Genomic DNA, 18,021 nt, shown 5'->3' with positions numbered 1-18,021 from the left:
GCAAATTTGCACCAAAATTGTGAACACCTAGGTATAAGAAGACAGCAGAAATACCAACGAGAGGGATAGGTATATAGCAACAACTACGACTAGAGGCTACTTGTAATTTACTGAAAGGAAGACAGATTTTGTACCGGCATTCGAAAATGTATTCTGTTTTTTTAGTAATAAAATTGTAATTTTATCCTCCAATAAGAATCGACGTAAAAAAGATATATAATGCGCGTACATTTTATCGCAATAGGGGGAAGTGCCATGCACAATCTTGCCTTAGCCTTACATGCAAAAGGAGATGTTGTTACAGGAAGTGACGATGCTATTTTTGAACCCTCTAAAACGAGATTAGCCAAGCAAGGACTACTTCCCGAAACAGAAGGTTGGTATCCAGAAAAAATTACACCGGCAATTGACGCTGTGATTTTGGGTATGCATGCCAAAGAAGATAACCCCGAGTTGATCAAAGCTAAAGAGTTAGGCCTGAAAATCTATTCCTATCCCGAGTTTATTTATGAACATGCCAAGAATAAAACCCGTGTAGTCATTGGAGGTTCTCACGGAAAAACGACCATTACTTCGATGGTGTTGCACGTGTTAAATTACCATGGCGTCGAGGTGGATTATTTAGTAGGAGCACAGCTGGAGGGATTTGATCGTATGGTGAACCTAACTAATGAAAATGATTTCATCCTCATTGAAGGCGATGAATATCTTTCTTCTCCTATTGATCGACGTCCAAAATTTCATCTATATGAACCCAATATCGCCCTCTTGAGCGGTATTGCTTGGGACCATATTAACGTGTTTCCAACGATGGAGAACTATGTGGATCAGTTCCGCATTTTTATTGATAAAATTACCAATGGTGGCATTCTAATTTACAACGAAGAAGATGAAATCGTCAAACAAATTGCTGAAGAAAGTAGCAATCCAATTCGCAAAATCCCTTATACAACCCTAGAAAATGAGATTGTTGATGGAGTTGCTTATTTAGTGACTTCCGAAGGACCGATGCCCTTAGAGGTGTTTGGTCAGCACAACATCAATAACATCAGTGGTGCTAAATGGGTATGTCAGAATATGGGAATTGACGAAGATGATTTCTATGATGCTATTACCAGTTTTAAAGGCGCTTCTAAACGTTTAGAAAAATTGTATGACAACAATACTACAGTGGTCTATAAGGATTTTGCACATTCGCCAAGTAAGGTAAAAGCAACAATGAAGGCAGTTCGCGAACAATACCCAGACAAAAAGCTAGTGGCTTGTTTAGAATTGCATACCTATAGCAGCTTGAATGCTGATTTCTTAACTGAATACAAAGGTAGTTTAGACCCTGCAGATCAAGCTGTGGTTTTCTATTCCTTAGAAGCTTTAAAAATCAAACGCATGCCAGAGATTCCTGCAGCTCAAATGCAAGAGGCCTTCGCCTTACCATCTTTGACAACCTATACCAATGCGGAAGACTTTAAAGCATTTATCAAAACACTGGAATTAAAAAATAGCGTACTGTTATTTATGAGTTCTGGAGATTATGGCGGGTTAGATTTGAATGCCTACGTTCAAACAATATAAAAAATAAAAAAATCCTTTCAACGAAAGGATTTTTTTATGGAGAATATTGAATAAACGAATAGTTGAGGTTTGCTTTCGTTTTTTAGGACTGCTTTTTGTTGAGGTTGAAAGAGTAAAAACCGCAAGATAATGTCAGCCATCAGAAAACCTATTTCCAGCTGGGCAGAAGATGATCGCCCAAGAGAAAAGCTCCTCCTCAAAGGGAAAAACTCCCTTAGTGATGCGGAGTTGCTTGCCATTTTAATCGGTTCGGGAAATAAAAACGAAAGCGCAATTGACCTCAGTCGACGGATTTTAGCGAACTATGATACCAGCCTGTCCGAATTGGCTAAACAATCCGTCTTGAACTTGCAACAGTTTAAAGGTATCGGTCAAGCCAAAGCAATTGCAATTGTTGCCGCGCTAGAACTTGGGCAACGTAGACGAAGGGCAGATGCCGTGAATCAAAATAAAATCAGTTGTAGTCAAGATGTATTTGAATTGATGCAACCCAAACTAGGAGAACTAACCCATGAGGAGTTCTGGGTCATATTTTTAAACAACGCCAATCGCGTTCGTGCTGTTGTTGCCAATAAAGAGAATCCCTTCATAAGTCACCAATGCATTGATACAGTAAACATCAGTAAAGGAGGTGTCACAGGAACGATTGTGGATTTGAGAATACTGTTTAAACTAGCTATAGAAAAACAAGCAACAGCCGTTATTCTCGTTCATAATCATCCCTCAGGAAAACTCAAACCTAGTGAAGCGGATTTCCAAATCACCAAGAAAATTAAAGAAGCAGGTAAGATTATGGATATCTCTATTTTAGATCATTTCATCATTACCGAATATGATTATTATAGTTTTGCAGATCATGGTACCTTATAAGGTGTCCCTATTTTTTCAAAATGCGTATTTTTGTACTTATACTAAGAAATAAAACGGATGTATTTAAAAAAGTTTGAACATAAAACGGATATATTTTTTGACCTTGATCATACTTTGTGGGATTTTGAAAAGAATTCTGCTTTAGCTTTCGAGCAAGTGCTAGACGAAATGAAATTGCCCTTTACTATTGAAGCGTTCTTAGAGCATTATGTCGATATTAATGCAAATTATTGGGATCGCTATAGTCTTAATCAAGTATCTCAAGCGGAATTGCGCATTGGTAGAATCCGAGATACCTTTGAGTTGTTGGAGTATACCACATCGACAGAACGCATGCTGGAAGTGGGAGATAAGTACTTGCATTATCTTCCCAACCACAATTACCTATTCGATGGTGCAGTTGAAATCCTAGAGTATCTCCACGAGAAGTATAGGTTACATATTATCACCAATGGATTTGATCAAGTTCAGGCGCGTAAGATCAAGAACTCGGGAATTGATGGTTTCTTTCAAACGGTAACCAATTCTGAACTGGCGGGTGTAAAAAAGCCAGACGCCAAAATCTTTGCCTATGCCTTGCAATTAGCTAAAGTAGGAGTGGAAGACACGGTTATGATTGGAGACAATCTATTGGCAGATATCGAAGGAGCGCAAAATGTGGGAATGGATGTTATCTATTACAACGAACACCGCAAACCAGTTCCCTTAACTTTGCCACAAGTCAATACCTTATTAGATATAAAAAGCCTGCTGTAGAGCAGGCTTTTGTATTAGTAGTTGTATTTGAATTGCCATCTGTTTTTTAAGAACTCACGCGTGCTATTTTCACGGCTGTTTTGTCCAGGCTCATAGAAGACAGTGCCAGTAAGTTCTGCAGGAAGAAATTCCTGATCGACAAAATTATTCGGATAGTCGTGGGAGTATTTATACTCTTCTCCATAACCCAATTCCTTCATGAGTTTGGTCGGCGCATTGCGCAAGTGAATGGGAACCGATAAATCGCCCGTTTGCTTTACCATTTGTTGCGCCTGACCAATGGCCATATAGGTCGAGTTGCTCTTTGGAGACGTGGCTAAGTAAATCGCACATTGGCTCAAGAGAATTCGACTCTCCGGATAGCCAATAACAGATACAGCCTGAAAGGTAGAAGTGGCCATGATTAGAGCCGTTGGGTTAGCGTTTCCAATATCTTCAGAAGCTGCAATAACTAATCGCCTTGCAATAAATTTTACATCTTCCCCTCCTTCAATCATACGGGCCAACCAATATACAGCCCCATTGGGGTCACTGCCACGGATGGATTTAATGAATGCTGAGACAATGTCGTAATGCTGTTCTCCCGTTTTGTCATAGAGAACCGTATTTTTCTGAACAATTTGCATTACATAGTCATTGGTGACCACTATATCATCACCCGTTGTCGCATTGACAATAAGTTCAAAGGTGTTGAGGAGCTTTCGTCCATCTCCTCCCGATACACGAAAAAGTGCTTCGGTTTCCTGTAGGTCGATGCGTTTAGATTTTAGAAAAGAATCCTTAGTGATAGCGCGGTCTAACAGTGCGCGTAAATCCTCTTTGGTAAAAGCGTTTAACGTATAAACCTGACAGCGCGAAAGCAAGGCAGGAATAACTTCAAAACTAGGGTTTTCTGTTGTTGCGCCAATTAAAGTTATCCAGCCGCGTTCAACCGCCGCTAAAAGCGAATCTTGTTGGGATTTGCTAAAGCGATGAATCTCGTCTATAAACAAAATCGGATTGCGAGCCGTAAATAAACCGTGATTCGATTTCGCTTTGTCAATCACCTCACGGACGTCTTTTACCCCCGAGTTGATCGCACTCAAAACGTAAAAAGGACGTTGACTCTCTTTAGCTAAGATTTCAGCCAATGTCGTTTTGCCCGTGCCTGGAGGTCCCCAAAAAAGCAAAGAAGGAATAAAACCCGTTTGCAATTGCTTTGTTAAGATTCCTTTTTCCCCCACTAAGTGTGCTTGACTGACATAGTCAGCTAAGGTCTGCGGTCGTACTCGTTCTGCTAATGGTGCATCCATGACATTGTGATTTTGAGAAATACAAAAATACAATCTATAATCTCATATAAAAAGAAGTCGTTTAAAATTGTATACATTCCCTTTGCTTTATCTAGCTGAATTGAAACACTATTTTATATCTTTATGTTTTACCTAGCATTCAACAGGATCAAATGAAAGAGAAACAACTTGTCATCACTGCCGATTTAATCATACTGCCCGTCTTATTTCTAATGTTGATTTGGACGGTGTATTGGTTGGATTGGAAAGACTACTTACAATTGTACCAATATGGAGTATATCCTCGCACCCTAAAAGGATTGAGGGGGATCATTTTCAGCCCTTTTATTCACGGAGGGCTCAAACATATTTACAACAATTCCGTCGCCCTATTTGTCTTGCTGTTGCTCGTTCAATTCTTTTACAAAAAACAAGTGTGGCAAATCTTGGGATGGGGAATCCTTTTATCCGGATTAGGTACTTGGTTGATCGCAAGAGAAAGCTATCACATTGGAGCAAGTGGATTGATTTACGTGCTGGTGAGCTATATGTTCTTCAAGGGAATACAAACCAAGTATTTCCGCTTAGTCGCATTGTCTCTTCTGATTGTGATGCTTTACGGCAGTATGATTTGGTACGTGTTTCCCGATATTGAAGAAGGTATTTCTTGGGAAGGTCACCTCAGTGGATTTATCACGGGTATGCTGTTGTCTTTCGTATTAAAATCACCTGTATATGCAGAGAAGGTATACAAATACGAATGGCAGTCACCCGATTATAATGAAAGCAACGATCCCTTTATGCAGTGCTTTGATGCGGAGGGCAATTTTGTGATCGTCCCCAAAGAAGTACGCCAAGCTGAAGCTTTGAAAAATCCCTATCGAAAAACATTGCCTATACTATATAAGAGAAGTGACATAAAGGAAAATGGGGATAGCAGCACTTATTTTGCGAGTGAAAATTAGCTCAACTAAAAAAGGAAAGGATTGCCATGGCAATCCTTTCCTTTTTTATTGTTGAATGCGTACGCTTCTACTTTTAAATAGAGTCAACTAATTCCTAGTTGTTTTGGTATTTCGATCTACCTTTCCTTCGCTTGGGTATTGTCCTATCCAGCTATCGTCTTTGTCTAATGATTTCGTATAGAAAAGCGCCACATGCAACCGATACGTTTAACGAATCGATGGTGCTGAACATAGGTAGTTTTGCTTTTTCATCAATGATCTTTAAAACGGAAGGATTGATTCCTCTATCTTCGCTACCCATAATGATAGCCATTGGAACGTTGAGGTCAACATCGTAGATCTCCTTTTCTGCTTTTTCAGTAGCACCTAACGTTAATACGCCAGAACCTTGCAAATAGAAAACAGCATCTTTGATGTGGTCTACCTTACAAATAGGAATATTGAAAACAGCACCAGCAGAAGTTTTGATGGTATCCCCATTTACAGGAGCAGCACCATTTTTAGAAATAATAATTCCGTCTGCCCCACAACAAACTGCCGTGCGGATGATTGCGCCAAAATTACGCGCATCAGATAATTGGTCTAACACAACAAAAAGAGGCTTCTCTTTCTTCTCTAAGGTAGTTTCAACCAACTCCTCTAATGAGATAAATGTAATAGGTGCAATACTACCAATAGCTCCTTGGTGATTTTTCTTTGTCAAGCGATTGAGCTTTTCAATTGGCACATAAGAGAAGTTAATGTTGTTTCTCTTTAGTGTTTTGATTAACTCATTCATTAATTCACCTTGTGCATCCTTTTGTAAGAATACCTTGTCTATATCTTTACCTGCTTCAATGGCTTCGATTATCGCGCGAATACCAAAAATTTGATTCTCCTGATCCATGGCGCAAAGGTAGTTATATTTTTATTATGCGTTAGATGTTTTTTGCAGTAGCGTTAAACTTTTGTCTTCCGATGTTGCAATTGTAGTAGCCAACTTAAAAGATAAAATTAGAACAACGTTTTGAAGCCGATGTGAATGGTTGTATTGTCAAAAGAAAATGGAATACCCGGTTGTTTGCCGTTGGCAAAAGATAGATTAAAGTAACTCGAGGCTGTTATAAAACCTAGTCCCATACCTATACTATATAAGGTGTTCTTTTGTTCCAAGGGTTTATAGGTTTGAATGGCATAATCAAAAAGCGTATGCAAGTACAGGCTGGGATGTACTAAAAAGCGATATTCTGTATTAATTAAATTCAGCTGATTGGCCAGTAAACTGTTTTCCTGAAATCCGCGTAAGGACTGACTTCCACCAAAGCGATATAGTTCGTTAATCAGATAGTCTTTGCTGAATAACGCGTAATAGGTCCAATTAATATAAAAGTAATGCTTGGGAGCTAGCTCGATATTCTTATTGGCGTGAACTTGTACGATGTATTGCGCTTGCTTGGAATCCTCTGTTGTTCGGTTTCCTGTACCAACCAATGCATCTAAAGTATAATTGATAGGGAATAGAGGAAGATTCGCTCGTTTTTTTGTTAATGTATAGTTTAGCGTAAAAAAGGTGCTGTCAAAATTTTCCATCGAAGGCAATACACTGTTGGTAGTAGAAGAGGTGCTTTGATAGCCCAATTTGAGGTTTTGGTTGTATCGGATGGCATAGCCCAGTTGTAGACCAAGTTTAGTGTTTTGGTAAATCGTATCTTGTTTTTGAATATTGAGCTGACCGCTTACATTCAAAGGAGTATTAAAAAGGTATACAAAAGAGGTTTTGAAGTCAAATTGCGTTTGTTTGTTTGCATCACTGCGCCAGTACAAGGCGATAGACTCACCTTTGTTTAGTACATTGTGTAGTGCTAAATCAAGATAGCCTGCCATGGTGAATTTGTCCTCTTCGTCTGTGCTAAACCCCATAAAACCATCAAAAGAATTGGTGTTGGCTTTGTCTACATATAGATATAAGGTAGTTGCATCATCCGTAAACAAGGTTTCTGGTGTTTTATAGGACTTCAAAAAGTCGAGCTCACTCACGGTTTGTGAAAGGGCAGAGACAAGTTGGTCGCTATATGGTTTGTTGAGGTAGCGCTTGGTCACCTGTCGAATAATGTGTTCAGGAACCTTGGTGGTGCTTTTTATGGCGATCTGATCCAGTTGGCGACTGTTGGTAAGGTCAATTTTTAAATCACAGTATAAAATAGCGTTGGTTATGTTGTGATTGAGCAACTGTAAGGTTGACATCCCCAAGCCATGCTGATCCAATTGTTTGGTGTATTGTTGTAAGTGAGGAGACAACGCTTCAAAATCGAGAACAAGACTGTCTCGCGTAAAATTGAGTTGTTGTTGAATCGAAGCAGAGAGTAGTTTGTTCGATAGGATCACTTGGCGAATAGGATCACCTAGTGTATAGTGATAAGTAATGTGAAGATCTTGTTGTTCCTTCTTTTTAGTGAAGGAAAGATATCCTTTTTGTTGTAACAGTAGATCAATTTGAGCAACTGCTTGATTGACAGATTGTAAATCCGAATGTTTTTTTTCATACGCCAAGGCGTGTAGCAATTCGCGCTCTTTTTCTTGGGTAGCTGTTATTTCAAGGGTCAATAGCACATCTTGTCCATAGCTAGTAAATCCTAGCAAGCAACACAAAAAAAGAGAGAGAATTAACTTAGGCACCTTGACTATATATTTAGGTGTAAAGTAAAATAAAAAAAGTAAGAAGCTGAGACTTAAAGAATAAAATAAATAAATTACTTGAAAATTAATAGATTGTCTTTTGATAAAAGAAAAAAACTTTCTACATTTGCAACCCCGTATATAGTGGGGAATAATATATTGTAGAAATTATTAATAAACATTATGCCAACAATTCAACAATTAGTAAGAACAGGGAGAACCCAATTAACTAAGAAGAGTAAATCGGTTGCTTTGGATTCTTGTCCTCAAAGAAGAGGAGTTTGTACGCGTGTTTATACTACTACACCTAAAAAACCTAACTCTGCAATGCGTAAAGTTGCAAGGGTACGTTTGACAAATGGTAATGAAGTAAACGCTTACATCCCAGGAGAAGGACACAATTTACAAGAGCACTCGATAGTATTAGTTAGAGGAGGAAGGGTAAAAGATTTGCCAGGTGTTAGATACCACATCGTACGTGGAGCTTTGGATACTGCTGGAGTAAACGGTAGAACACAAAGAAGATCTAAATATGGTGCAAAACGCCCTAAAGACAAAAAATAATCGTTTAAACGTTTAAGAAAAAGACATGAGAAAAAGACAGGCGAAAAAGAGACCTCTTTTACCAGATCCGAAATTTAATGATCAATTAGTGACGCGTTTTGTGAATAACTTAATGTGGGATGGTAAGAAGTCTACGGCTTTTAAAGTATTTTATGATGCTTTAGCAATCGTTGAAGAGAAGAAACAAGATGAGGAGAAAACTTCATTAGAAATTTGGAAAGAGGCGTTAACTAACGTTATGCCACACGTAGAAGTTCGCTCTCGTCGTGTTGGAGGGGCTACATTCCAAATTCCTATGCAAATTCGTCCAGATAGAAAAATTTCTATGGCAATGAAATGGATGATTTTGTATGCGAGAAGAAGAAATGAGAAATCTATGGCTGCAAGATTAGCTTCTGAAATTTTAGCTGCTGCTAAAGAAGAAGGTGCTGCAGTTAAAAAGAGAATGGATACGCACAAAATGGCTGAGGCTAATAAAGCGTTCTCTCACTTTAGATTTTAATCCCTACAGAAAACTTATACAATGGCAAGAGATTTAAAATATACAAGAAATATTGGTATCGCTGCTCACATCGATGCTGGTAAAACAACTACTACAGAACGTATTTTGTTCTACACAGGTAAAAACCACAAAATGGGAGAAACTCACGAAGGATCTTCTACAATGGACTGGATGGAGCAAGAGGCGGAAAGAGGTATTACTATTACTTCAGCAGCGACTACTTGTACTTGGAATTTCCCAACTAAACAAGGTGAGAAGATAGCTGAGTCTATGGAGTACCACTTCAATATTATTGATACTCCGGGTCACGTTGACTTTACAGTAGAGGTGAACCGTTCTTTACGTGTATTAGATGGATTAGTATTCTTATTTAGTGCAGTTGATGGTGTTGAGCCACAATCTGAAACTAACTGGAGATTAGCTGATAACTATAAAGTTCCTCGTATGGGGTTCGTTAATAAAATGGACCGTCAAGGAGCTAACTTCTTAGCAGTATGTCAGCAAGTTAAAGATATGTTGAAATCAAACGCTGTGCCAATCGTATTACCAATTGGTGATGAAGCAGATTTCAAAGGTATCGTTGACTTAGTGAAAAACCGCGCAATCGTATGGCATGATGAAAATCATGGTTCTACTTTTGACGTAGTTGAGATTCCTGCAGATATGGTTGACGATGTTAAACAATACAGAGGTCAATTAATCGAGGAGATCGCGGCTTATGACGAGAATCTACTTGAAAAATATATGGAAGATGAGAACTCAATCACTGAGGACGAAATCCATAGAGCATTACGTGCTGCTACATTAGATATGAGCATCATCCCAATGTCTTGTGGTTCATCTTTCAAAAACAAAGGGGTTCAGTTTATGTTGGATGCTGTTTGTCGTTACTTACCTTCTCCGATGGACAAGGAAGCTATCGAAGGAACAAATCCTGATACTGAAGAGCCAGTTGTTCGTAAACCATCAGTTGCTGAGCCGTTTGCTGCATTAGCATTTAAAATCGCTACAGATCCTTTCGTAGGACGTTTAGCTTTCTTTAGAGCTTATTCAGGACACTTAGATGCTGGTTCTTACGTATTGAACACACGTTCAGGAAACAAAGAGCGTATTTCTCGTATCTACCAAATGCACGCAAACAAACAAAATCCAATCGAATATATTGAGGCTGGAGATATTGGAGCTGCTGTTGGATTTAAAGATATCAAAACAGGGGATACATTATGTGATGAAAAACATCCTATCGTATTAGAAAGTATGGATTTCCCTGATCCAGTTATCGGTATCGCTATTGAGCCAAAAACAAAAGCGGATATGGATAAAATGGGTACTGCTTTAGCTAAATTATCTGAAGAGGATCCTACGTTTACTGTGAAAACAGATAAAGCTTCTGGACAAACAGTAATCTCTGGTATGGGAGAGTTGCACTTAGATGTATTAATCGACCGTATGAGACGTGAATTCAAAGTTGAAGTGAACCAAGGGGAGCCTCAAGTTGAGTACAAAGAAACGCTTACTCGTGTTGCAAACCACAGAGAGTCTTACAAAAAACAATCAGGTGGACGTGGTAAATTCGCGGATATCGTGTTTACAATTGGACCTGCTGACGATGTGGATGGAAAACCATTCGTTGGATTACAATTCGTAAATGAGGTAAAAGGAGGAAACGTACCAAAAGAATATATTCCTTCTGTAGAAAAAGGATTCAAAGAAGCGATGAAACAAGGGCCTTTAGCAGGTTTCGAAATGGATTCGATGAAAGTAACTTTAACAGATGGTTCTTACCACGCGGTTGACTCGGATGCTTTATCGTTCGAATTAGCAGCGAAAATGGGTTACAAAGCGGCTGCTAAAGCTGCTGGTGCTGTAATTCTTGAGCCTATCATGAAGTTAGAGGTATTGACTCCTGAAGAAAACATGGGTGATATCGTTGGGGATTTGAACCGTCGTCGTGGACAAATCAACAGCATGGATGATAGAAATGGAGCAAAAGTGGTTAAAGCTTCTGTGCCATTATCAGAAATGTTCGGATATGTAACTACATTGAGAACATTATCATCAGGTAGAGCTACTTCTACAATGGAGTTCTCTCACTACGCTGAAACACCATCAAACATTTCAGAAGCTGTAATCACTAAAGCAAAAGGAAACGCTTAATTTTCGAGAAAATGAGTCAAAAAATCAGAATAAAATTAAAATCTTACGATCATATGTTGGTTGATAAATCAGCGGAGAAAATCGTAAAAACTGTAAAAAGTACAGGTGCAGTAGTAACAGGTCCAATTCCGTTACCAACTCATAAAAAAATCTTTACTGTTTTACGTTCACCACACGTAAACAAAAAAGCAAGAGAACAATTTGAAGTTAGTTCATACAAAAGATTGTTAGATATTTATTCATCTTCTTCTAAAACAATTGATGCTTTAATGAAATTAGAGTTACCAAGCGGTGTAGAAGTTGAGATTAAAGTGTGATCTTTCAACGCAATTTCAAATAAAAAATAAAGAGTAGGGATTGAGTATTAGAGCTGTCAAGGCTCTAATGCTTAATTCTTTTAAATAAGTTTAAATAATTTAATTAAATATTTATGTCTGGGTTAATTGGTAAAAAAATCGGCATGACTAGTATTTTCGACGAAAATGGAAAAAACATTCCATGTACAGTAATCGAAGTTGGTCCATGTGTCGTTACCCAAGTCAGAACCAATGAGGTTGACGGGTATGAAGCGTTACAACTTGGTTTCGATGACAAGACAGATAAACACGCTACTAAAGCTGAGTTAGGTCACTTTAAAAAAGCGGGAACATCTGCTAAAAGAAAAGTCGTTGAGATCAAAGAATTCGAAGGAGAGCACAAATTAGGTGATGTTATCACAGTTGATTTGTTCTTAGAAGGAGAGTATGTAGACGTTCAAGGTGTATCTAAAGGAAAAGGTTTCCAAGGAGTTGTTAAACGTCATGGATTTGGTGGAGTAGGTCAAGTTACTCACGGTCAAAAAAATCGTTTAAGAGCACCAGGTTCTGTGGGAGCTTCTTCTTATCCATCTCGAGTATTCAAAGGAATGCGCATGGCAGGAAGAACTGGAGGAGAAAATGTAACAGTACAAAATCTAAGAGTTTTAAAAGTAGTTGCTGAAAAGAACTTACTTGTGGTTAAAGGAGCTATTCCAGGACACAAAAACTCTTATGTAATCATTCAGAAGTAATGGAAGTAAAAGTTTTAGATATTACAGGGAAAGATACTGGTAGAAAAGTTGAACTTTTAGATTCAGTATTCGGTATTGAGCCAAACAATCATGCAGTATATCTTGATGTTAAACAATATTTAGCAAATCAAAGACAAGGTACGCACAAAGCAAAAGAAAGAGCTGAGATTGCAGGAAGTACACGCAAGATTAAAAAACAAAAAGGAACTGGAACGGCGAGAGCAGGTAGCATCAAGTCACCAGTATTCAGAGGAGGAGGAAGAATCTTCGGACCAAGACCAAGAAACTACTCTTTCAAATTGAATAAGAACTTAAAACGCTTGGCAAGAAAATCGGCGTTTTCAATTAAGGTTCGCGAAGAGAACTTAATCGTTTTAGAAAACTTCAACTTCGAAGCTCCAAGTACTAAGAATTTCATTAGTGTATTGAAAGCTTTAGGGTTAGAAAATAAAAAATCTCTATTTGTGTTGGGTGAATCAAATAAAAATGTATATTTGTCATCACGCAATTTAGAGAAGGCTGCTGTTGTAACTAACTCAGAATTAAGTACTTACGCTATTTTAAATGCGGGAAGCTTAGTCTTGACAGAGGGATCTGTGGCTGGAATTGTTGAAAATTTAAGCAAATAATAGGAACATGAGTGTTTTAATTAAGCCTATAATTACAGAAAAAGTAACAAAAGACGGCGAAGTTTTTGGTCGTTATGGTTTCGTAGTTGATAGAAAAGCAAACAAAATTGAGATCAAAAAAGCGGTAGAAGCTACTTATGGTGTTAGTGTTGTTAACGTGAATACTATGAACTATGGTGCTAAGCGTTCTGTTAAGTATACAAAAAGCGGTATGATTAACGCTAAAACTAATGCTTTCAAAAAAGCAATAGTTGAATTGAAAGAAGGAGATAATATAGACTTTTATTCAAATATCTAATAAATAATGTCAGTTAGAAAATTAAAACCTATTACCCCAGGTCAGCGTTTTAGAGTTGTAAATAGTTTTGACGCTATAACAACTGATAAGCCGGAGCGTAGTTTACTAGCACCGAAAAAAAAATCTGGAGGTAGAAATAGTCAAGGAAAAATGACCATGCGCTACACAGGTGGTGGTCATAAACAAAGATATCGTATCATCGATTTCAAAAGAGCAAAAGAAGGAGTTCCTGCAATTGTTAAGACAATCGAGTATGATCCAAACCGTTCAGCATTTATTTCATTACTTGCTTATGCGGATGGAGCTAAGACATACGTTATCGCTCAAGCTGGTCTGAAAGTTGGACAAACTGTAGTTTCTGGACCAGATGCATCACCTGAAGTAGGGAATGCAATGCCTTTAAGTAAAATTCCTTTAGGAACTGTTATTTCTTGTATTGAATTACGTCCTGGTCAAGGAGCAGTAATTGCTCGTTCAGCTGGTACTTTCGCACAATTAGTAGCAAGAGATGGTAAGTATGCAACAATTAAAATGCCTTCTGGAGAAGTGCGTTTGATTTTGTTAACTTGTATGGCTACGATTGGAGCTGTATCGAACCACGATCACCAATTAATCGTTTCTGGTAAAGCAGGTAGATCAAGATGGTTAGGTAGAAGACCAAGAACTAGAGCTGTAGCTATGAACCCGGTAGATCACCCAATGGGAGGTGGAGAAGGTCGTTCTTCTGGAGGACATCCACGTTCAAGAAACGGGATGCCTGCTAAAGGTTATAGAACTCGTTCTAAAGTTAAGTCGAGTAACAAGTATATCGTTGAACGTAGAAAGAAATAAAAGAGTAAGACATGGCACGTTCGTTAAAAAAAGGACCTTATGTTCACTTTAAATTAGAGAAGAAAGTTCTTAAAAATGTAGAGTCTGGAAATAAAGCTGTGATCAAAACATGGTCAAGAGCTTCTATGATTACTCCAGATTTCGTTGGACAGACAATCGCAGTACATAATGGTCGTCAATTTGTTCCTGTATATGTAACAGAGAACATGGTTGGACATAAATTAGGGGAATTTTCACCAACAAGATCGTTTAGAGGTCACGCTGGTGCAAAGAATAAAGGTAAAAAATAATAAGAAGCTATGGGAGTTCGTAAAAGAGAAAGAGCTGAGCAAACGAAAGAAGCTAATAAGCAAGTTGCTTTTGCTAAGCTAAACAATTGCCCTACTTCTCCAAGAAAAATGCGCTTAGTAGCGGATTTAGTAAGAGGACAGAAAGTAGAAAAAGCTCTAAATATATTGAAATTCAGTTCAAAGCACGCTTCTCGTAATTTAGAGAAATTGCTTTTATCTGCAATCGCAAACTGGCAAGCAAAAAACAGCGAAGAAAACATGGAAGAAGCTGGACTTTTTGTAAAAGAAATTAGAGTAGATGGAGGAATGATGTTGAAAAGACTTCGTCCTGCACCTCAAGGAAGAGCACACAGAATAAGAAAGCGTTCTAATCACGTTACAGTTGTATTAGGATCTAATAATAACACACAAAGCAATTAATAAACAGTATGGGACAAAAAACTAATCCGATCGGGAATCGCCTTGGTATTATTAGAGGATGGGACTCAAACTGGTATGGTGGAAATGATTACGGTGACAAAATCGCTGAAGATCACAAAATCAGAAAGTATATCCATGCTCGTTTATCAAAAGCTAGTGTATCTAAAGTAATCATCGAGAGAACTTTGAAACTTGTAACCGTTACTATTACTACTGCTAGACCTGGTATCATTATCGGGAAAGGTGGACAAGAAGTAGACAAGTTGAAAGAGGAATTGAAAAAGATTACTGATAAGGAAGTTCAAATCAATATCTTTGAAATTAAGAGACCTGAACTTGATGCGTTTTTAGTGGCTGCTAGTATCGCGCGTCAAATCGAAAACAGAATTTCTTACCGTAGAGCAATCCGTATGGCTATTGGTGCTGCGATGAGAATGAATGCTGAAGGAATCAAAGTAATGATTTCTGGTCGTTTGAACGGTGCTGAAATGGCTCGTTCAGAATCATTCAAAGAAGGAAGAATTCCATTATCTACTTTCAGAGCAGACATCGATTATGCACTTGCTGAAGCTCATACTACTTACGGTAGAATGGGAATTAAAGTGTGGATCATGAAAGGTGAAGTTTACGGTAAAAGAGATCTTTCTCCGTTAGCTGGTATGGATAAAAAACAATCTAAATCAGCAGGATCTAGTAAAGGTAGACCTAACCAACGCAAAAGAAAGTAATTTTTAAACTGAAGAAAAATGTTACAGCCTAAAAGAACAAAATACCGTAAGGTACAGAAAGGTAAGATGAAAGGGATTTCCCAAAGAGGGCATGAACTTTCAAATGGTATGTTCGGAATTAAATCTTTAGATTCAGCATTTATCACTTCTCGTCAAATCGAGGCTGCGCGTATCGCTGCAACTCGTTTCATGAAACGTGAAGGACAATTGTGGATCAAGATTTTCCCAGACAAGCCAATCACTAAGAAGCCTCTTGAAGTGCGTATGGGTAAAGGTAAAGGTGCAGTGGAATACTGGGTTGCTGTGGTAAAACCAGGAAAAATAATGTTTGAGGTTGGTGGCGTGCCACTATCTGTAGCGAAAGAAGCTTTACGCTTAGCTGCTCAAAAACTTCCTGTGAAAACAAAATTTATAATTGCTAGAGATTTCGAAGCATAATAGAAATTTATCATGAAACAATCTGAAATAGTAAACCTATCTGTAGCTGATTTACAAGAGCAATTAAAAGAATTGACTAACGCATTAAATAGCTTAAAAGCGACTCATGCAATTTCTCCAATCGAGAATCCACTTCAAATCAGAAAGGTGAGAAGAACAATTGCAAGAGTGAACACAGAGCTAAGCAAAAGAGAGTTACAATAATTGTATTCTGCTGAAAGATGGAAAATAGAAAAGAAAGAAAAGAAAGAATAGGTGTTGTTACTAGCAACAAAATGGAGAAATCTATTGTTGTTTCTGAAGTAAAAAAGGTAAAACACCCATTATATGGAAAGTTCGTGAAGCAAACTAAAAAGTATGTGGCACACGACGAAACAAACGACTGCAACATTGGTGATACAGTTAGAATTATGGAGACACGTCCATTATCTAAATCAAAATGTTGGAGATTAGTTGAAATCATTGAAAGAGCGAAATAATTATGGTACAACAAGAATCTAGACTTAAAGTAGCAGATAACACGGGAGCAAAAGAAGTTTTGACAATCCGTGTATTAGGTGGAACAAAGCGTCGTTACGCTTCAGTAGGAGATAAAATTGTAGTAAGTATCAAAGACGCAACTCCAAATGGAAGCGTTAAGAAAGGTACAGTTTCTACTGCTGTAGTTGTTCGCACTAAAAAAGAGGTTAGAAGAGCTGATGGATCATACATTAGATTCGATGATAACGCTTGTGTATTATTAAATGCTGCAGGTGAAATGAAAGGAACTCGTGTTTTTGGACCAGTAGCAAGAGAACTTCGTGAAAAACAATTCATGAAAATTGTATCATTAGCACCTGAGGTGTTGTAAATCGTTCTAAACATGATTAAGCTAAAGATAAAAACAGGAGATACTGTACGTGTTATCGCTGGTGATCACAAAGGATCTGAAGGAAAAATCGTACGTGTATTACGCGAAAAAAACAAAGCTATTGTTGAGGGGGTAAACATCATTTCAAAGCATGTTAAGCCTAGCGCTACTAACCCTCAAGGTGGAATTGTTAAGAAAGAGGCTCCTATCCATATTTCTAATTTAGCGATCGTTGATCCTAAAACTAACGATACTACGAAAGTAGCTATCCAAAAGAATGAAAATGGAAAAAATGTAAGAGTTTCTAAAAAATCAAATCAAGTATTATAGTTATGGCTTATATACCAAGACTTAAAGAAGAATATAAAAGCAGAGTAATCTCTGCTCTTAAAGAGGAGTTTGGATACAAGAACATTATGCAAGTTCCTAAACTTGAGAAAATTGTTGTTAGCCGTGGTGTTGGTGCAGCTGTATCTGATAAAAAGTTAGTTGACTACGCAGTAGAAGAATTAACTAAAATTACAGGACAAAAAGCTGTAGCTACTATTTCTAAGAAAGACGTTGCTTCTTTCAAATTGAGAAAAGGAATGCCAATTGGAGCTAAAGTTACTTTACGTGGAGAAAGAATGTATGAATTCTTGGATCGTTTAGTTACTTCGGCTTTACCACGAGTAAGAGATTTCTCTGGTATTAAATCTGAAGGATTTGACGGTAGAGGAAATTATAACTTAGGTGTAACTGAGCAAATTATTTTCCCTGAAATCAATATTGATAAAGTAAACAAAATCGCTGGTTTCGATATTACTTTTGTAACATCTGCTAATACAGATAAAGAAGCAAAATCTTTACTAGCTGAATTAGGATTACCTTTTAAAAAGAATTAGAGTTATGGCTAAAGAATCAATGAAAGCCCGTGAGGTGAAAAGACAAGCATTAGTAGCTAAATATGCGGACAAAAGAAAAGCTCTTTTGGAAGCAGGTGACTACGAAGGGTTACAAAAATTACCTAAAAATGCTTCTCCTGTACGTTTACACAACAGATGTAAATTAACTGGAAGACCTAGAGGGTATATGCGTCAATTCGGTATTTCTCGTGTTACTTTCCGTGAGATGGCTAACCAAGGGTTGATACCAGGAGTTAAAAAGGCAAGTTGGTAATTAAGATTTAAAGGTAAAA

General features: G+C 37.8%; 25 protein-coding genes. 22 read left to right on the top strand and 3 right to left on the bottom strand.

Annotation, left to right across the window (positions count from 1 at the left end; genetic code table 11):
• The first annotated feature begins 219 nt into the window (after positions 1 to 219).
• From HX062_RS08390 to HX062_RS08380, 3 genes are all read left to right on the top strand, one after another.
• Positions 220 to 1,572: a UDP-N-acetylmuramate--L-alanine ligase gene (locus HX062_RS08390; RefSeq protein ID WP_286467096.1), complete on the top strand. Its 1,353-nt coding sequence runs from the start codon at positions 220 to 222 to the stop codon at positions 1,570 to 1,572.
• Positions 1,573 to 1,701: 129 nt separating this feature from the next.
• The gene (locus HX062_RS08385; protein WP_286467094.1) at positions 1,702 to 2,442 is read left to right on the top strand and encodes a JAB domain-containing protein; all 741 of its coding nucleotides are present in this window, start codon (positions 1,702 to 1,704) and stop codon (positions 2,440 to 2,442) included.
• A gap of 57 nt (positions 2,443 to 2,499) precedes the next feature.
• Positions 2,500 to 3,198 (top strand): YjjG family noncanonical pyrimidine nucleotidase, encoded by a 699-nt coding sequence (locus HX062_RS08380; protein WP_182626750.1) that lies wholly within the window; start codon positions 2,500 to 2,502, stop codon positions 3,196 to 3,198.
• 14 nt (positions 3,199 to 3,212) lie between these two features.
• Here HX062_RS08380 and HX062_RS08375 read toward each other — a convergent pair whose 3' ends face one another.
• On the bottom strand, positions 3,213 to 4,490 hold the full coding sequence (locus tag HX062_RS08375) for a replication-associated recombination protein A (protein ID WP_286467092.1): 1,278 nt from the start codon (positions 4,488 to 4,490) through the stop codon (positions 3,213 to 3,215).
• 152 nt (positions 4,491 to 4,642) lie between these two features.
• Between HX062_RS08375 and HX062_RS08370 the strand changes: the two genes are divergently transcribed.
• Complete coding sequence (locus HX062_RS08370) at positions 4,643 to 5,434, top strand: rhomboid family intramembrane serine protease (RefSeq protein ID WP_286467091.1); 792 nt, start codon at positions 4,643 to 4,645, stop codon at positions 5,432 to 5,434.
• A 151-nt stretch (positions 5,435 to 5,585) separates the two neighbouring features.
• On the opposite strand, the gene rlmB is transcribed toward HX062_RS08370, so the two are convergent.
• Positions 5,586 to 6,320 (bottom strand): 23S rRNA (guanosine(2251)-2'-O)-methyltransferase RlmB, encoded by a 735-nt coding sequence (gene rlmB, locus HX062_RS08365; protein WP_182626747.1) that lies wholly within the window; start codon positions 6,318 to 6,320, stop codon positions 5,586 to 5,588.
• Positions 6,321 to 6,427: 107 nt separating this feature from the next.
• On the bottom strand, positions 6,428 to 8,089 hold the full coding sequence (locus HX062_RS08360) for a BamA/TamA family outer membrane protein (protein WP_286467090.1): 1,662 nt from the start codon (positions 8,087 to 8,089) through the stop codon (positions 6,428 to 6,430).
• Positions 8,090 to 8,272: 183 nt separating this feature from the next.
• Here HX062_RS08360 and rpsL point away from each other — a divergent pair, with 183 nt between their 5' ends.
• The 18 genes from rpsL (at position 8,273) to rpsN (ending at position 18,002) form a co-directional block, all read left to right on the top strand.
• Positions 8,273 to 8,653, top strand: coding sequence for a 30S ribosomal protein S12 (gene rpsL, locus HX062_RS08355; RefSeq protein ID WP_002987523.1), 381 nt, complete (start codon positions 8,273 to 8,275; stop codon positions 8,651 to 8,653).
• Between the two features lie 25 nt (positions 8,654 to 8,678).
• Complete coding sequence (rpsG, locus tag HX062_RS08350) at positions 8,679 to 9,155, top strand: 30S ribosomal protein S7 (protein ID WP_002987522.1); 477 nt, start codon at positions 8,679 to 8,681, stop codon at positions 9,153 to 9,155.
• A 21-nt stretch (positions 9,156 to 9,176) separates the two neighbouring features.
• Positions 9,177 to 11,312 (top strand): elongation factor G, encoded by a 2,136-nt coding sequence (gene fusA / locus HX062_RS08345; RefSeq protein WP_182626745.1) that lies wholly within the window; start codon positions 9,177 to 9,179, stop codon positions 11,310 to 11,312.
• An 11-nt stretch (positions 11,313 to 11,323) separates the two neighbouring features.
• The gene (rpsJ, locus tag HX062_RS08340) at positions 11,324 to 11,629 is read left to right on the top strand and encodes a 30S ribosomal protein S10 (protein WP_026710316.1); all 306 of its coding nucleotides are present in this window, start codon (positions 11,324 to 11,326) and stop codon (positions 11,627 to 11,629) included.
• A gap of 113 nt (positions 11,630 to 11,742) precedes the next feature.
• A complete protein-coding gene (gene rplC, locus HX062_RS08335) occupies positions 11,743 to 12,360 on the top strand; it encodes a 50S ribosomal protein L3 (protein WP_286467089.1) in 618 nt (205 codons plus the stop codon).
• Complete coding sequence (rplD, locus tag HX062_RS08330) at positions 12,360 to 12,989, top strand: 50S ribosomal protein L4 (protein ID WP_182626743.1); 630 nt, start codon at positions 12,360 to 12,362, stop codon at positions 12,987 to 12,989. Before rplC ends, rplD begins: the two co-directional genes overlap by 1 nt.
• A 7-nt stretch (positions 12,990 to 12,996) precedes the next feature.
• Positions 12,997 to 13,287: a 50S ribosomal protein L23 gene (gene rplW / locus HX062_RS08325; protein WP_158962477.1), complete on the top strand. Its 291-nt coding sequence runs from the start codon at positions 12,997 to 12,999 to the stop codon at positions 13,285 to 13,287.
• Positions 13,288 to 13,293: 6 nt separating this feature from the next.
• A complete protein-coding gene (rplB, locus tag HX062_RS08320) occupies positions 13,294 to 14,118 on the top strand; it encodes a 50S ribosomal protein L2 (RefSeq protein ID WP_182626742.1) in 825 nt (274 codons plus the stop codon).
• An 11-nt stretch (positions 14,119 to 14,129) separates the two neighbouring features.
• Positions 14,130 to 14,408, top strand: coding sequence for a 30S ribosomal protein S19 (gene rpsS / locus HX062_RS08315; RefSeq protein WP_002987514.1), 279 nt, complete (start codon positions 14,130 to 14,132; stop codon positions 14,406 to 14,408).
• 9 nt (positions 14,409 to 14,417) lie between these two features.
• Entirely contained in the window at positions 14,418 to 14,828 is a 411-nt protein-coding gene (gene rplV, locus HX062_RS08310) for a 50S ribosomal protein L22 (protein ID WP_182626741.1), read from the top strand.
• 8 nt (positions 14,829 to 14,836) lie between these two features.
• Entirely contained in the window at positions 14,837 to 15,556 is a 720-nt protein-coding gene (gene rpsC, locus HX062_RS08305; RefSeq protein WP_182626740.1) for a 30S ribosomal protein S3, read from the top strand.
• Positions 15,557 to 15,574: 18 nt separating this feature from the next.
• Positions 15,575 to 15,994 (top strand): 50S ribosomal protein L16, encoded by a 420-nt coding sequence (gene rplP, locus HX062_RS08300; RefSeq protein WP_002987510.1) that lies wholly within the window; start codon positions 15,575 to 15,577, stop codon positions 15,992 to 15,994.
• Between the two features lie 12 nt (positions 15,995 to 16,006).
• A complete protein-coding gene (rpmC, locus tag HX062_RS08295) occupies positions 16,007 to 16,198 on the top strand; it encodes a 50S ribosomal protein L29 (protein ID WP_002987509.1) in 192 nt (63 codons plus the stop codon).
• Between the two features lie 17 nt (positions 16,199 to 16,215).
• Positions 16,216 to 16,473 carry a 30S ribosomal protein S17 gene (gene rpsQ / locus HX062_RS08290; protein WP_182626739.1) on the top strand — a complete coding sequence of 86 codons (258 nt, stop codon included), beginning with the start codon at positions 16,216 to 16,218 and terminating at the stop codon, positions 16,471 to 16,473.
• Positions 16,474 to 16,475: 2 nt separating this feature from the next.
• The gene (rplN, locus tag HX062_RS08285) at positions 16,476 to 16,844 is read left to right on the top strand and encodes a 50S ribosomal protein L14 (RefSeq protein ID WP_002987507.1); all 369 of its coding nucleotides are present in this window, start codon (positions 16,476 to 16,478) and stop codon (positions 16,842 to 16,844) included.
• A 12-nt stretch (positions 16,845 to 16,856) separates the two neighbouring features.
• A complete protein-coding gene (gene rplX, locus HX062_RS08280) occupies positions 16,857 to 17,174 on the top strand; it encodes a 50S ribosomal protein L24 (RefSeq protein WP_182626738.1) in 318 nt (105 codons plus the stop codon).
• A 2-nt stretch (positions 17,175 to 17,176) separates the two neighbouring features.
• Entirely contained in the window at positions 17,177 to 17,728 is a 552-nt protein-coding gene (gene rplE / locus HX062_RS08275) for a 50S ribosomal protein L5 (protein WP_182626737.1), read from the top strand.
• 4 nt (positions 17,729 to 17,732) lie between these two features.
• Positions 17,733 to 18,002 (top strand): 30S ribosomal protein S14, encoded by a 270-nt coding sequence (gene rpsN / locus HX062_RS08270; protein WP_002987503.1) that lies wholly within the window; start codon positions 17,733 to 17,735, stop codon positions 18,000 to 18,002.
• Positions 18,003 to 18,021 lie beyond the last annotated feature (19 nt).

Origin of the sequence: Myroides sp. DF42-4-2, assembly GCF_030326445.1 — a bacterium.
Lineage (GTDB): Bacteria > Bacteroidota > Bacteroidia > Flavobacteriales > Flavobacteriaceae > Flavobacterium.
Note: the sequence above shows the minus strand (reverse complement) of the source record. Positions and strands in the feature narration are given on the sequence as shown.